Origin of the sequence: Candidatus Kryptonium sp. (assembly GCA_025060635.1) — a bacterium.
GTDB lineage: Bacteria > Bacteroidota > Ignavibacteria > Kryptoniales > Kryptoniaceae > Kryptonium.
Genome location: JANXBN010000012.1, coordinates 1 through 15,085, shown reverse-complemented (window position 1 = coordinate 15,085; position 15,085 = coordinate 1). Strand labels below are relative to the sequence as shown.

The 15,085-nt window shown below is 36.3% G+C and carries 14 protein-coding genes; 2 read left to right on the top strand and 12 right to left on the bottom strand.

The annotated features are described in order from the left end of the window. Positions 1–160: 160 nt before the first annotated feature. From cas2 to cas6, 12 genes are all read right to left on the bottom strand, one after another. The gene (cas2, locus tag NZ923_10585; GenBank protein ID MCS7230457.1) at positions 161–421 is read right to left on the bottom strand and encodes a CRISPR-associated endonuclease Cas2; all 261 of its coding nucleotides are present in this window, start codon (positions 419–421) and stop codon (positions 161–163) included. Between the two features lie 21 nt (positions 422–442). Beyond that, positions 443–1,510, bottom strand: coding sequence for a type I-B CRISPR-associated endonuclease Cas1b (gene cas1b, locus NZ923_10580; protein MCS7230456.1), 1,068 nt, complete (start codon positions 1,508–1,510; stop codon positions 443–445). 25 nt (positions 1,511–1,535) lie between these two features. Beyond that, positions 1,536–2,042 carry a CRISPR-associated protein Cas4 gene (cas4, locus tag NZ923_10575; protein ID MCS7230455.1) on the bottom strand — a complete coding sequence of 169 codons (507 nt, stop codon included), beginning with the start codon at positions 2,040–2,042 and terminating at the stop codon, positions 1,536–1,538. Further along, on the bottom strand, positions 2,039–4,300 hold the full coding sequence (gene cas3, locus NZ923_10570) for a CRISPR-associated helicase Cas3' (protein ID MCS7230454.1): 2,262 nt from the start codon (positions 4,298–4,300) through the stop codon (positions 2,039–2,041). The genes cas4 and cas3 overlap by 4 nt, the downstream gene beginning before the upstream one ends. A gap of 2 nt (positions 4,301–4,302) precedes the next feature. Continuing rightward, positions 4,303–4,758, bottom strand: a complete 456-nt coding sequence (locus NZ923_10565) for a hypothetical protein (GenBank protein MCS7230453.1) — start codon at positions 4,756–4,758, stop codon at positions 4,303–4,305. Continuing rightward, positions 4,748–5,386, bottom strand: coding sequence for a type I-B CRISPR-associated protein Cas5b (gene cas5b, locus NZ923_10560; GenBank protein MCS7230452.1), 639 nt, complete (start codon positions 5,384–5,386; stop codon positions 4,748–4,750). The genes NZ923_10565 and cas5b overlap by 11 nt, the downstream gene beginning before the upstream one ends. Before the next feature lie 58 nt (positions 5,387–5,444). After that, positions 5,445–6,476 (bottom strand): type I-B CRISPR-associated protein Cas7/Cst2/DevR, encoded by a 1,032-nt coding sequence (cas7i, locus tag NZ923_10555; GenBank protein MCS7230451.1) that lies wholly within the window; start codon positions 6,474–6,476, stop codon positions 5,445–5,447. 36 nt (positions 6,477–6,512) lie between these two features. Beyond that, positions 6,513–7,799, bottom strand: a complete 1,287-nt coding sequence (gene cas8a1, locus NZ923_10550; protein ID MCS7230450.1) for a type I-B CRISPR-associated protein Cas8b1/Cst1 — start codon at positions 7,797–7,799, stop codon at positions 6,513–6,515. A 46-nt stretch (positions 7,800–7,845) separates the two neighbouring features. Further along, on the bottom strand, positions 7,846–8,181 hold the full coding sequence (locus tag NZ923_10545) for a hypothetical protein (protein ID MCS7230449.1): 336 nt from the start codon (positions 8,179–8,181) through the stop codon (positions 7,846–7,848). A 694-nt stretch (positions 8,182–8,875) separates the two neighbouring features. After that, positions 8,876–10,594, bottom strand: a complete 1,719-nt coding sequence (csm6, locus tag NZ923_10540) for a CRISPR-associated ring nuclease Csm6 (protein ID MCS7230448.1) — start codon at positions 10,592–10,594, stop codon at positions 8,876–8,878. Position 10,595: 1 nt separating this feature from the next. Next, positions 10,596–11,441, bottom strand: a complete 846-nt coding sequence (locus NZ923_10535; GenBank protein ID MCS7230447.1) for a putative CRISPR-associated protein — start codon at positions 11,439–11,441, stop codon at positions 10,596–10,598. A gap of 103 nt (positions 11,442–11,544) precedes the next feature. Further along, positions 11,545–12,369, bottom strand: a complete 825-nt coding sequence (gene cas6 / locus NZ923_10530) for a CRISPR-associated endoribonuclease Cas6 (GenBank protein MCS7230446.1) — start codon at positions 12,367–12,369, stop codon at positions 11,545–11,547. Between the two features lie 390 nt (positions 12,370–12,759). Between cas6 and cmr1 the strand changes: the two genes are divergently transcribed. Beyond that, the gene (gene cmr1 / locus NZ923_10525; GenBank protein ID MCS7230445.1) at positions 12,760–13,920 is read left to right on the top strand and encodes a type III-B CRISPR module RAMP protein Cmr1; all 1,161 of its coding nucleotides are present in this window, start codon (positions 12,760–12,762) and stop codon (positions 13,918–13,920) included. Beyond that, positions 13,917–15,085 (top strand): type III-B CRISPR-associated protein Cas10/Cmr2 (gene cas10 / locus NZ923_10520; GenBank protein MCS7230444.1); only part of this gene is annotated, 1,169 nt, incomplete at its 3' end. The genes cmr1 and cas10, both read left to right, overlap by 4 nt.

Sequence of the window (15,085 nt, the reverse complement as noted above, 5' to 3'; positions counted from 1 at the left end):
TCGGACTGACAAAGTGTCAAGGAAAGTGGCAAAGCGAAATAATTGATTGAAAGACAGTGAGATATTCGGAAAATTTACTGTTAACTTATTCACGCGATTCTCGGCAAACGAAATAACGAATATTGAAAACCAAAAAAATTTAAATATACCAGCACAAAAACTATATCACATTCCCCGCAACATTCTTATTCAGCCCAATAACCTCTCTATTGCGCCAACGACCCTGTAATGCATATATTATCACCGAATCAACCTCAGGATCAATTAATTCAAACAACCTATATTTCAACTCCATAAACTTACCATCACTTAATTCCCCCTCAAAAACTGAATTCTGAACCCAATGCAAATACTTGCGCAAAAGCTTGCAAACCTTGGCAACCCTCTTCTCTTCAACATCATAAACTACAATGTAATACATATCTACAGCCCACTTTTTCTTTTAATACCACCAAACCTTTATTGGCTCATAATCCTGATCCCCAAGCAAATGCTTTATCAACTTGTAACACTCAAGCCGAATTAAACCTCTATATGATACATTCCGACCAAGATTCCTATGCTTAATTGTTGACTCAACCAAATCGTTAAACTCCTTAACAAATTTCTTCCTCCCCTCTTCCGAAAGATAACAGAAATTCAAATCCACTTCAAAATCCTCTTGCGAAATTTGCTTTTTGTTTATCAACTTGAAAATCAACCGATCAACTATGATCGGCTTGAAGAGCTCCGCAATATCAAGCGCAAGCGAAAACCTCCTCTCCGAAGGCTCGTGTAAATAACTTATAGTCGGATTAAGATGCGTCTTGTATATCTCACCAAGCACAGCGGTATATAACATTGAATTACCAAACGATATCAAAGCATTTATCGCATTTCTCGGCGGTTGCTTAGTCCTCTTATCAAAAGCGAAGAAATCATCCTTCGTTATCAAATCCCAAGCCCCGTAATACGCATTCCTAATATGACCCTCACACGCCATAAGCTCCGAAATATCACCACAACTTTCTATCTTTACCCTCTCCTCCTCAATTGCATCAACATAAACTTTAAGATCGTCATTTGGCATATAACTTTTTAAATTTCTTAACATATTATAACTTGATCCGTCAACAAATTTGCGAGCAAGGATGAGGCGAAGATCATCAAAAATATAATTCTCAACTTGCTTCACGATCAATCGCCCCGAATTTAAAAACTCCCTCGGATAAAATGTGCCAGAATAAAAACCATAATAATTGAACACATGCAAAAGAATGTTATTCTGCGAAAGAAAGTTCAAAAACCTTGTGTTGAAAGTTATCTCGCTAAAAACATATATTGAATCAACATCTTCAACCGGGATCGGCTTGCGTTTACTTACACCCTCTGAATCGTCAACATCCGGATAACCAACGAAACAAAGCACTTCCTCATCAAAAACATCATTCGCTTCAACTGACTCAAAATAAAGCGTATTGTCCTTCCTCCTTAAAATTCCAGATGAAAATATGTAATATGGTCTCCCCATTTTCTATTGGCAATTTTTTTTAACTTCAAGTCCAGCAAAGTTCAAAATAACTACAACCTCTGCATTTCTTTTTATCTTCCCGCTTTGGAACCTCCTCACTGCGAACAATTTTAATTATGTCACTTAAAATTTCGTTTATCCTCCCCTCATCACCATATTCAAGCTCAACATCACGAACAACTCTTAACTTTGGATAATTTATCTTCCCCTTAACCATAACCCCCTTCTTCTTAAGGTAAAAGATATAATACTTGACCTGCCATATGTGCCCCTCTTCAAAAGAGTCGGATTTCTTCACTTCGTGTATGACCCCATCTTCAAAATTAAGCCAATCAATTGCAATCAAATCTTCAATCTTGATCTCCTTCTGTTTGTCCTTGTAAAAAGAGTTGCTCAAAATCTTCCCTATCAAAACTAAATCCGAGCTATGCTCCATCTCTATTTGATTTGCAAAAAGCCATAACTGCCTCTTGCAATGGAAATAATAATTTATCATTACCCCCGTTACCCTCGGATTCTCAAATATCATCATTCAAGTATGTTTGTTTCAAATTCATCTACGAAAAGCCCAAGTTCACGATCATATTTTGCGCGACAAAAAATTGCATCACTATGACTATATATCTGACCTTTTCCAAGAAGATTGAAAAATTGTGGATACGCAATCGGCATATAAAACTTAACAACCTCAAAATAATTTTTTTCATCGCGCGCCCTCAAAAAATCATCTTCATAAAACGAAGGGACAATCTCAACAGCACCAACCAATCTATTAAAATCTTCCTCGCTTACCCTGTTGTCATACATCGGAACAATTTTATCTTTCAACGCCTTGAAACTGTCCCTCGTTTTATTAAAATTTCTCATTTGTTGCTCGCTGAAGCCATCTTGATAAACACTTTCAATGAAATTTGCGACATCAATTTCGCTTATCCGATTCATCGCCATAAGCTTTCTAAGCTCCGAGATTGTATTTTCAAGTAAATCCCTATCATAGATTCTTAAATCTTCATCAAAGTATTCTGTGAAGACGAAAACATCCGAACAATTATGTTTCCCCTTCCGATTCACTCGCCCGAACCTCTGTACCAATCTATCCGCCGGAGCGATGTCTGTAAACAAAACATCAAAATCAATATCAAGCGACACCTCTATCGCCTGTGTCCCAACGAGAAGAACAACATTCTCTTTTTTCAATTTTTTCTCAATCTCCTCTCTATCAACAAGAGCAAACCTTGAATGTATCAACAAACTTTCACCTTTTGCTTCCTTTTTCAATATACTGTAAATTTCTTGAGCCCTTTTAACTGTATTGCAAACGACAAGAGTTCTTTTTCCCTCGTTCAAGAAATCTGCTATCTTTTCAACTCCATTTAAAATGTTATCCTCCACAATGTTAACTCTGTGCCTTGAAATTTTCCTTAGCTCTTCGTCGCTTGCGCTAATGAATATGTTAATTCCAAGTTCCGCCTCAAAAATTTCACGAAGAAATTTTGGGAAAGTTGCGGACATTATCAAAATTTTAGCTCCAAACTCATCTTTCAGAATTTTCAACGCTTCAATTAAAAGTGCGATGACCCTTGCATCATAAGAATGCACCTCATCCAAGATGACAAGTCCACCTGCCATCTCCGAAATCCTCATCTCAAAACCAGAAACCCCGAAGATCTCCTTCAAAAGCTGAAGGTGTGTCATTATTTTAAATTGCTTATAAATCTTCCGGTTCAAATCAACAAACGCTTGAGCAAACTTTTTCGCCTCCTCTGAAGTATACTCCCTGTCTCTAAAACTTTTGTAAACAAAATATCCTGCCCTATGATGCTTCATCCCAACTAATGTTTCGCCAAAATAATTCACAAACCTTCTAAACATATCGTTTATGCTCGCAGTGTAAGGCAAGATGTAGAAAATTCTTTTCGTCATATTTTCATTTTGATTTCTCTCAACCCAAAACAAAGAAGCTTCAGTTTTCCCATATCCAGTTGGAGCGATCAAAATTACATCTTTACCGCTTACTTCATTGCTTTGCAATTTGATTTGTATTTCGTTTAGCTTCTCAAACTTTACGATTTTTGAAATCTCTTCACTTAATGACGGCACCTCCAAATTCCCAGAAGACGCAAGATAATCACATCCAAGGACAAAACCCCGCATAAAGATATGCTTCAACCACTTTTTCCTATCAATCTTCCCTTGATCTTCAATTTCCGCTTCATAAGTTCTTACAGCGAACTTGAAAACATCATCTTTAGAGAAAACATCAATCAATTCACTAAAGGATCTTGGCAATCTAAAGTTTGTTAACATCTTGCCAATGTATTCATTGCTCAAGTCTGGGATCAATTTCATAAGCTCAACGATTTCAATGAAATTCTCTTCAATTTCCTTTATTGCTTCGTTATACCTTTCAAAGCCAGGTGAACTGTGCCGAAGAGTTGAAAATTGCTCTTTAAGCTCGTTTAATTCCTTGTGATGGCTTGCTATTCCGAGCGCTATCAGCTTTTTCACCTCCTCATCATAATCAAGATAAAAAACGAAACCAGCAGAAATAATTTCGTGTCTATATCCCCATCTCTTCCCCGTCATCAAGCTTTCCTGAAAACCTTTCGCCGACTTGCCAAAATCATGAAAGAAAAGCGCATAAAAAACATAATCCCAAAAATTGGGCTCACCAACAAGAGACGGCACATCTGGGAAAATCTTTATCATTTGACTTAATACTTTTAAAACATCGTGCGTGTGTTCATAAAGCGTTTTATCTGGCTCGGTTTTCGCAAGTATTTTCCACATAATTACTTCATTCGTGGATTTAACAATTTCTCTAAAAACTTTATGATTTCAACCATACTTGAAGTAACTTTATCTGTGTTCGCTACAATTCCTTCGGCAGCTTCTTCAACGGCGCTTCTTCCTGCGAAACCGAGCGTGTGATCAAGATAAATTGGAAAAATCATTTTTTTATCATCGTAAAGCAACCAAATGACGCTATACATCGTTGAAATGTTTTCAAGCAATTCACTACCTTTAAATCTATCCATTGAAGAGATTATAATTCTTATCCTCGCTCCCTCCGGCGCTGTTAAAAGAACAAATGCATTTGATTCTCTGAACTTCTCCTTAACACGATAAACTAAAACTCGTCCAACCATATCCTCCGTTCTATCAATAACCTCAACCGCAACTTGCGAAAAAGATAAAGATGTAAATAAGAAAACGCCGATGAACAAAATTTTAATTTTAAACGCCATAGAAATATACCCCCCAATTTTTTTCTTGATCATAAAAAATTGGTTCGCGAGCATATTGTATGAATCTGTTGACCACGACGAACGGCTGTATTTTCTTTCCAACCCTCGGCTTAGTGAAGTTATATTCAAAATAAAGTGGCAAAGCCAACAACGCACCTGCAACTCCTTTGAAATCAAACGGAACAACCGTATGCCCAAACCTAACAGGCGATGCTTTCTCAAGTACAACCTTTTTAACTTCTTCAACCTTAGCGATCTCCTGTGTCCTGCCCAAAAGCAACGGAAACTCCGGATAAATGAAATACTTTTCAAATGATAAATCGTCAATGTAAATGTAAAGCTCCGGCGAAAATAAAAACTCTCTCAAGATGACATTTGATTTCGCTTTGTATTTATCTTTTATCGTTAACTCATAAATTAGTTCAAGATCTTTCCCCTTTGTCTCATATAAAAAGACATAACCGAACTTAACATCCTCTGGTGTTATGATCCTTCCCACCGCTGATGAAATTATTCCAAGGATTGTGCTTGGCGGAGGTACATCAAGCGTGGGCTGAGCCCCAGAAACAAAGTTTGGATTTCTAAACGAAGCGGTGATGCCAACCATCTTTATACGAATTGCTTCCATAGCTTCAAACCTCTATTTTTTTAAATAAAAAGCGGGCGGAAAGCCCGCAAATAAGTTTTCACATCTCGCTTACAACTCTGCCAACCACCTGTGAAAATCTCTCTATAGCCTCCTTCGGACTATAGATCAATACATTCTTACCATCCCCAAGTGCAAATCCCTCAAACTCCTTTCTAAACTTATCATAAAAGTCACCTAAAAATCCCGGCATTATCCCAACATATACATCAGATGCAATTATGTTTGAGTAATCAACCAACGATCGTTTCAATCCTTCATAGTTAAATTCAACACTGCCATTTTTATCATAAGCCAAGTTCATAAATATGTGGTTTCCACCCTTTAAGATAGCCATGATAATGAATCTCGGGACGACATCTGTTAAATGTTGTGCTTGCTTCGCTCCTCCAAACAAATACGCAAGCGAAAATATCACTTCAGATGCTCTTCTAGCTCGTATATCGGAAGGGAGCACATAAACATCGTCAACCTTTTCAGCACCAGACGCAGCAAAGCTACTACTTAGCTCTGGATCTCTATCAATCATCCCTTCATCAACATTCCTAAATCCAGCCTGACTTTTAGCATAGAAAACCCCGACCCGTGAAAGATCAAGCGAGAATACGCCTTGCAAAACCGTTGAATAAAACTCGTGTTCATACGGCACTGGATCCCCTTCTTGCCTTGCCATAACTCCGTAATCTTGCACTGGTTCAAAACTTAACACTGACACAAGCGGTGAACATTTTAAAGGTGAAACACGAGTCAATGTCCTATCTGTTCTCCCTTCCCTCACAGCCCTCATATAACCAAAAACATCATCGTCAGGATACTTAAACGGATTTGCTTTTGTAAACGCAACTTTCTCAGCTCTTTCAACAGGAGAAAGCTCCCAACCGAACATTTCCTTCAAAGTCATCCTCCACCAATACCTCCAAGCTTGAGCTGAAACATATGGATAGATTTCCCTTCCCTTTCTTATCGCCTTTACCCTGACTATGTTCTCTGTCCTTTCGCTTACATCAATTCCAGCATTGTTTAGCGCTGAATGTGGCGCATCAACTAATAAATATCCTGTTGCCATAAGCATAGTTTTTCACCTCCTGATAAATTTTGTTTTTATAATTTACTCTTCCACTTCCTCTTCAACTCGTCTTTCCAAAAGCCAGTCGTGCAACCTTTCATAGATTCTAAACAACAACAAATCCCTCACTTCATTCCATACTTTCGCTCCATCTGCGAAGATAAAAACATAATCGTCAAATCTTATCAATGGTTCTTTCAAACCAGCCCTCACTGCATCTTGTCTTTCCAAACGCAACAGCACACCTCTAAAATCCGAAAAACTTTGTGCCATTTCAATCTGTCTAAGCCGTTTGATTGAATCAAGAGATTTAATTATTTCTGCAATTTTGTCCCCGAGCTCTCTTATTAAATTGATCCATTTTTCGTTCATTTCTCTCACCTCCTTTAAGTAAAATTTTAAAAGTTCCCAGTTGCCTTTGATTTTTCTACCTTTGTCAAAAAAATATCTGACGATGCTTTCATTTTTGAGCAATTTGTTATAGATTTCGTTCTTCCCATTTAGATAATTCTCCTCAATCATCTCTTTCCAATCCCCATATGCGTTTGCCTGCTTTACATACGCCAAGAACCTAAAAACAGGCGTTGGAACATCAAAAATTTCAACGGATGGGCTTTGACCATAGTTGCTGAAATAATAAAAGCGTATAAAAGCGTCCTCATCAATCCAGTTTTCATCATATTTTATTATTATGTCCTCAATGCTTCTGAAAAACGAATTCACCGGATCTCTAAAGTCGCTTGAGTAACAACCAGTAAAATTGTTTAGTGAAACTTGCTTATGATAATTGTAAACACAATTCCTTGCCCAATATCTTGATACCTTACTTGAGTTTGAATGCAACAACAAAAATTTGCCACCACAATAGTGCAAAAATATCGGCATAAATTGAATAACAAGCAAACACGCCGAACACATCTCAAGCCCAAGCGAGCCCATCGGAAAGAAATTGACAAACTCAGCTGAGCCAGTCAACGGAACAAGGTCCCTGCCAATTCCGTATCTTCTCTCAACGCTTGTCTTATCCCTGCGACCACAAGCAACACAAGTCCCAGAACTTCCTAACGGTTTCAAATCCGAAAAGAGCTCATCTAAGAATTCCCGATATTTTTTCGGACTGCCAGTCGTATGTGTGACAGGATGGTTCGGAAAAATTGAATAAAGCATCCTTCTCCAACCAGGAGTAAAATAAAGATCAACAATCTCTGGATAAAGATCCCTCAAATCTTCAGGTTCAATCTCTTCAATTTCCTTCTCTACAAGTTCAGAAATGACATAGATCCCGGCATCAACGAACGGATTTCCCGTTAAAGTGTAAATTTTCCCCATAATTCCAGATAAATTTTGTTTCTTAAATTTAACAAATCTCGCTCACTCAAAAAATTTCCGATAAGCTAAAGCATCTTCTCGGAGCGCTCACATATTTACTCTTGTCATATCTTTTCAACTTTCGCTTTATCTCTTTGAGAGCATTTTTGTTTTTGTAAACTGTTATAACCGTATCATCAATTGGATTCAACACCAAAACGAGCCCATTTATTTTCTCTGCCATCTCAGCTGGCAAATCATCAGGAATATCTTTCCTTCTAACGAAGACAAACTTTGCTCCAGCGCTATATATGCTCACCCCACACCTTAAAGCGATCTCAATTAAATTCTGTTCAATTCTTCTCATTCCGATCCTCTTCAAAGCATGATGCGTAAATTTCATATAGATCACCTCCTATCTCGTTTTTTCCGCTTACATTTCCACTGATCTCGCAAAACGAGCAAATTTCATAGTTTGTAAAATTAGTCAATTATCCCATCAACAAAATCAGCAAAACATCTTTAATTTGTTTTCCAACAAATTCAATAACAGCAGCGAAAGCGCATACGGTTGCGATTTTTGCTATTTGCTTAATTAGCCCTCCTAATTTTTGTTTTCAAATTTTTTAATGCACAAAGCCCGCAGGGCAAGCCCCCCGATCCCCAATCCATCACATTAAAAGATTACTTATCGGTGTCCTCAATTATAAACTCCATAGCCATTACGGTAATACTCACAACTATGTCTTTGACGATTTTCTTCACAGCAGTTTTCTTATCTTGTTTTAGAATTTGTTATGATACAAACAATTCATTTTGTCCTACTTCTTCTTGTTGTCACCAAAAGTACCCTTGATGATCCGATCAATAACGATATTTTCAATTATCCCAGTGCTAATTCCAGCGATCGGATTCTACCACCGAACATTTTGAAAATTTTCTTGATTGTCTTCCCCCAATTTCGTTTTAAAAGAACTTCACTATTTGTATATTTCCAAAACTGTGCCAAAGCTTATCACCTGTGGAAATGAGCGCAAAATTAAAGGTAGGATTTCATTCGGAGAGCTTGATGCCGATATTTCGGCGCCGATATATCGTCAGCGCTTATTTTTCGGCACTATGTTGAGATTCTTCATCTTGCTTTGGAGGGTGCTTCTCTTTAATCCTAATTTTTCAGCGGTCCTCGTTATGTTGCCGTTATTTTGTTGAAGTTGATACTCAATATATATTTTTTCAAGCTCCTTAAGTGTTAAATTTATCTCGCCGCCTGAAATTTCTCTTATGATTTCTTCAGTATATTTCTTCTTCGCTCTAAGTTCCTCTTCAAAATACTCCGGCAATCTTGTTAATATCTGCTCATTTTCATCAGCTGTTGCGATCATGTTATCAATAACTCCCTCAAGCTCTCGCACATTGCCCATATGCCAATCATAATTTTGTAGGACTTTCATCACTTCTTCGGATACTCCCGTTATGTTCTTTGAATACTTTAAAGAATACTTTTTCAAAAAGTATTCAACTAAAGCAGGTATATCATCCTTTCGCTCACGCAATGGTGGAATTCTAACTTGATGTCGCGTTATCCTGTTGTAAAAATCTGCCAACACTTCCCGACTATTATACCACTCGTTCGGTTCCTGATTTAAGCCAATTATTAATCTTACATCTACTTTTTTAACTCTCGCCTCTCCAACTCGTCTAATCTCACCCTGCTCTATAAACCTAAGAAGTTTCGCTTGAAATCCTAAACTTGTTCTGTTGATCTCATCAAGAAACACGACTCCTCCATCATACTCTTCAAAAATTCCTTTTTTATCTACTGCACCTGTATAGGCGCCTCTAACGCTTCCGAAAAGTTCCGTATCAATTAAACTCTCTGGTATCGCAGAGCAATTTACCGCAATAAAGTCTTTATCTTTTCTACTTCCAATCTTATGAAAATACTTTGCAAACAGTTCCTTACCTGTCCCAGTTTCACCAATAAGTAAAATTGTCTTGACTTTATCATTCTTTGCGTATTTTTCAAGGCGCCTCAATGACTCTTTAAATTTTCTGTTCTCTCCTATTATCTCAATTTTCTCGTCATCATATCCAGTTACAGCTGGTTTTTCAAAATTAACATAGCTTTGAATGCGCTTAACTAACTCAACATAGGAGATCTCGCTTGGAAAAATGTTCCCATATTTTTCTCCAAGCCTGAGAAAGGGTATTTCAGCAAGGGTTATCTCTATTTCATCTGTTGAAATTTCCCTTCCATCTTTGATCTTGATCCTATACGGAGTTTTTGGTTTGTAAAAGAATGCTGGATTGCCTTCAATCTCTGGTGGGGAAACAAGGACATGATAAAGTTTATCTTGTTTTCTTCCAACGAGCGTCATCGCAAGCGCTGCATATACCGACATCGTTTTTCTGCCGCCAGCTACTGAGCAATGTATCGTTGCATTGCTACCATGTTTATTTATAATGTTTCTTATCTCCCTTGTGATGAAGTCAGCTGCAATTTCATTTTGATGGCTATCTCTTATGTCCTCAAGTTCATTCCCTTTGTCATCAACTATTACTTTGATGTTTCTAACATCTAATTTTATATTCAAGCCAAATTCATCACAAAATTTTTCAAGCACTTCATTCAAAAGCGATGGCATCCCTGTTTTTTCATCACCATCACATATTAATCTTTTCCCATAGCTCGTTGTTATAACTATGACATTAGAAATATCTATGCCCATTTTTACATTTAAATACCACAGTGTTTCTGTCAAAATCTGTGGAGTTGAGCCAAGAACGGAAACAAGTATGTTCTTGTGAGCTCGCATGCTAACTATTTTTTTCTTTGTAATACATTACAAACAAGTATCCTCTATTTGTTATTTTCACTCTAAATGGCTTTCCGGTTTCCTCGTCTGATTCAATCTCCACAAGCCCATAAACTCTCAATCTTTCCATTTCATCTTGAAATGTCTTTTGAATTTTTTCAAATTCAGGACCGCTTCTTGGCTTTTTATCCGATAAAATGTTAAGTAGTTCAACCTCTCGCCCTTTAGGTAAATAGAACAACTTGGGAAGATATACGACAGTTCTAAACTCCTCGTTCATGTAATAAACTTCGCTTCCTGTTAAGAATCCAGCCAAAGCGCACGCGATCACATGCGCCTTTAAACCGCCCGTTGGATTAATGAAAACCTGATACCCTTCCTCCATTTTTTTCAGAGCAAGATAAATAAATCTATCCAACATTTCAGCAACGCCCTTAACAAACTCATTTTTTGCATATTCATCATCGTATCGGCTTGCCTCAAAGAAGTATCCAGAAAAAGTAGGATTATCGTAAATACGATATCCTTCGGCTTTCAAAAATCTTTGTATAGTCCTAACACAGATTTCATTTGAATATGTGTTTGTCCCAGATAAATAAACTTCTACATCATTTGGTTCAACATTTTCAACAACCCTTAAAAAAGTATTCATCTCCGCAGAATTTTCTTTGGGATTGTTTTTCAGGAAATTAAAAATACTATCCAAAAACTTGGTATCTTCTATCATTTTCTTCCAAAATTCGTTGTCAGCTTGTGAAACCTTACTTATTTCAGGCGTCACCTTTTGGAAATTTGTAAGAAGCGAATTTCCGACATTGATTATGTGAAACTGTTTCTGTTTTTTCATAGATTTACTTTACCTTTGTTTTTAACACATTTAAAAAGATGTTTAGAAAATTAAAAAATAACACACACCTGGAATGAAAACATTTTAATTTTTTCAAATTCCATCATCCCCCCACTACTTTATTTTTTGCCTTTGTAGATTTTGCGATATCCCACATTCCAAAACCCATTGAGTTTTTTTCGCCAAGCCCCACATCCCAAGCAAACTTTATAATTCTTCTCGTCCCTTTTATCTTAAACGGAGCAAGCATACAACGTATCTTTGTTTCATCTTCTCTCCCCTCTTTTATCGTTATGAGCTTGCTCCACTGATTTTTAACTATATAATCTAACTTAAACATAAACTCAAATTCATCCTCCGGTTCATATTTGTAAAAAGCCAAAAACTTTTCATATAAATTCCTACGAATAAAATATGGAACTTCACCATCATAACAACCAAGGAAAATCGTCCTGCCAAGCGGATCAACCCTGGAAACAACAAGTGGTGAGATAAATACTCCATCAACCTCAATAACTTCCATAGGATTTCCCTGAAATATCTCAGGTTCAAAAACGATCTCAACCGATCTCAAGGTGTAAATGTTATCCTTTCCCCCAAGCCATATTTTATCCACCCTTGTTAATCCAAAAGCAAAGTTCTTCAAAAATTCCTCATATGGAGATGAAATAAGAAATGAAATCTCAGCATTCTGTGGGATAAAAATATGACGCTCTTGAACATATGCTCCTTCAAAATAGAAAACCTTGGAGAATGTGAACATCTTGAAAACTTTGCCATTTAACCTAAACCCCTTTGTATGTATCTTATTTGCAAATTTTGATGACTTCAAACCAACAATCCTGTAAATCAACCCCGCAACATCGTAGTTGTAATTCAAACTTAACTTGTTATCCTTAGATGCTATTAAAGTTACCTCTACTCTCATAATATGTATCTTTTGTGTGACTTTCCCTTTTTTGCACCCCCTGTAAAACACCTCTCAAATGCAAGAACAAACAACATTCACACGCAAACAAGTAATCTCACACATAAGACATTCTTAATATAATTTTTTCACATCAAAAAGTCAATACCTTTATATGAAAACTATGTAGTTGCAAAACTATGTAGTTTTCAGATAAAGACTTGACTTTGACCAATAGATGAATTAAATTTAGAACAGGTGATGAATTTTTCGGAATAAAATAAGTATGTAGAAGCTTCCGACTTCGGATTTCAATCCGAAGGAGATATTGAAGATTAAGGTGGTATGGGGTTTGAGCATATTTGTAGGGATTATTAACTTCATGTTAACAACATAACTTGGAGTTAAAGTATGCATGAGATTACTCTTTCCTGCTCAGTTATAACTCCTATGTTCATGGCAGGGGCAGATGGAAGAACACCCGAAATTAGACCTTCTGAATTTAAAGGCATGATGCGCTGGTGGTGGAGAGCTATCAAAGCGGAAGATGATATTGATAAGTTAAGGGAGGAAGAGAATAAAATTTTTGGGGGAACTGAAAACGCTGGCAAAAGCAAAGTTCAACTGAAAGTAGAACTGGAAAACTCTTCTACTAGCAACAATGTATCGTCAGAAATAAATAATTATAATGGACTAAAATACCTCTATTACTCCACTTTCACACTCAAATCAAGAGGTCAACCAATAATAAGAGAATACTTCGCAGATAACACTAAATTCAAAATAACTCTTACCTCCTTTGATCAGCATAGCTTTAAAAATGCAGTAGCTTCACTCTGGCTCGCAATCTATCTTGGGGGTTTCGGAACAAGAGCAAGAAGGGGTGGGGGGAACATTGAAGTTTTGGATGTCGAATGTGAACAAAATAACACAATAAATTTTATCTGCCAAGCAGAAAATAGAAATGACCTTAAAAAATTTCTTGAGGATAACATAAATGCTATAAAAAGTATTTGTAGACCTGAAAATGGAACCGAAGAATATACAAATCTAATAGGGGCAAAAATACTTATATTTGATCCATATGAAGATTGGAAAGGTGCTCTAGACTTCTTAGGAGGGAATTATATGAAGTTCAGAAGAGAGTTAAGAAGAGACAAATCCGTACAAGATTTATCCGCTTTTGGTATGCCTATCATATTCTCGCTCTCGGGATTTAAAAGAAGATTAGTTCCGTATGATTTAAAAAATGGCAAAAAAAGACTCTCAGAACGGTGGGCTTCTCCGGTCATATTTAAAGTTATAAAATCAAAAAATAATAAATATTTCCCAGTTGTTATAAGTTTGAAACCGGGAGGGGTTAAATTTTTCGGAGAAGAAAAGAAAGAAAAAAAGAAAGAAAATAGGAAAGTTGAAAAAACAGAAGAAATTAAAAGGGACAAATTGAACGAAGAGAAAAAAGAAAGTTGGAAAGTTGAAAAAGAAAAAATAGAAAAAATTAATACGAATATATTGAATGATTTTTTAGAGTTTTTAAAGAAAGAAAGAAAATGGGAGGAACTAAACATATGAGTAATTTCGCAGAAAAACTAAAAGCTTTCTTACACGATCCAATTGACAAATGCTTTGATATACAAGGTCATGAGAATAGAGCAAAATTATATGCTAATCTGCTCGGAGTTTCTGGCGTCCTTGGAGTCAAAGGACCAGATATGATAGCTTCTTGTATGGAAAGAAGTTTACTACCAGAAAGGGTTATTCAAGTTTTCAATGAAATAAGACATCCTCTTTCAGAAGGTTATCTAACAGTATCTAATATTAATCCAAATGATGCCTTTAATAGCATTAGAGAGACATATGAACAAATCGGTAAAGAAATCGGAAATTGGGAAGATAAGAAAAAATTCTTCTTCCTGTGGAGAAATTTACAAGATGAAATTTTTGAAAAAGCAAAAAGTGAGAACTGGGTAAAGTATCTTCCTGTTCTTCCAGCAGACACCCGAGTCCCTGACCATTCAATCTGGGAACATTTGAAGATCGCTTCTTCTGTATTGGCATTTTGGGATGGTAAAACTCTCATACAAAATAATTCCCTATTTCTTTTCTCAATAGGTCCTGTTCAGAGCTTTATTGCACAAGCGAGAAAGACACAAGATTTCTATATGGGAAGTTTCATTTTATCTTTTCTAACCTTTAAGGCTATGGAAGTTATAATAGATAAATTCGGTCCAACCAACATCATATATCCAGATTTATATAAACAGCCACTCGTTGATTGGTTTATTAAAAAGAACTTCAAAGATTTTGAACTGCTTGAGTTTAAAGAAGAACACCTTCAATTACCAATTGGGTTTAAAGAAGAACACCTTCAATTACCAACTATTCCAAATAGGTTCGTCGCTATTTTGCCATTAAGTAATAAAGATGAAATAAATAGTACAATAGTAGAGCAGATGAAAAAAAAGATAGGCGATACAATTAAAGAAGCCAAAGAAACAATTTTTTCAGAACTTAAACCTACATCAGATATCTTAGATGAAAATAAAATTAAAAAAATACAAGAAAAAATTAATTCACAACTTTCTGAATTCCCAGAAATCTATTGGGTGGCTCTCCCCTGGAAAATCGGAAATAAAGATATATCTTTTTCCGACTTTAAAAATATCCTTGACAATAACATTCTTGAAAAGTATGAAAAATTATGGAATTTCGCCGATAAAGAGGGAGAGTTTTTTAG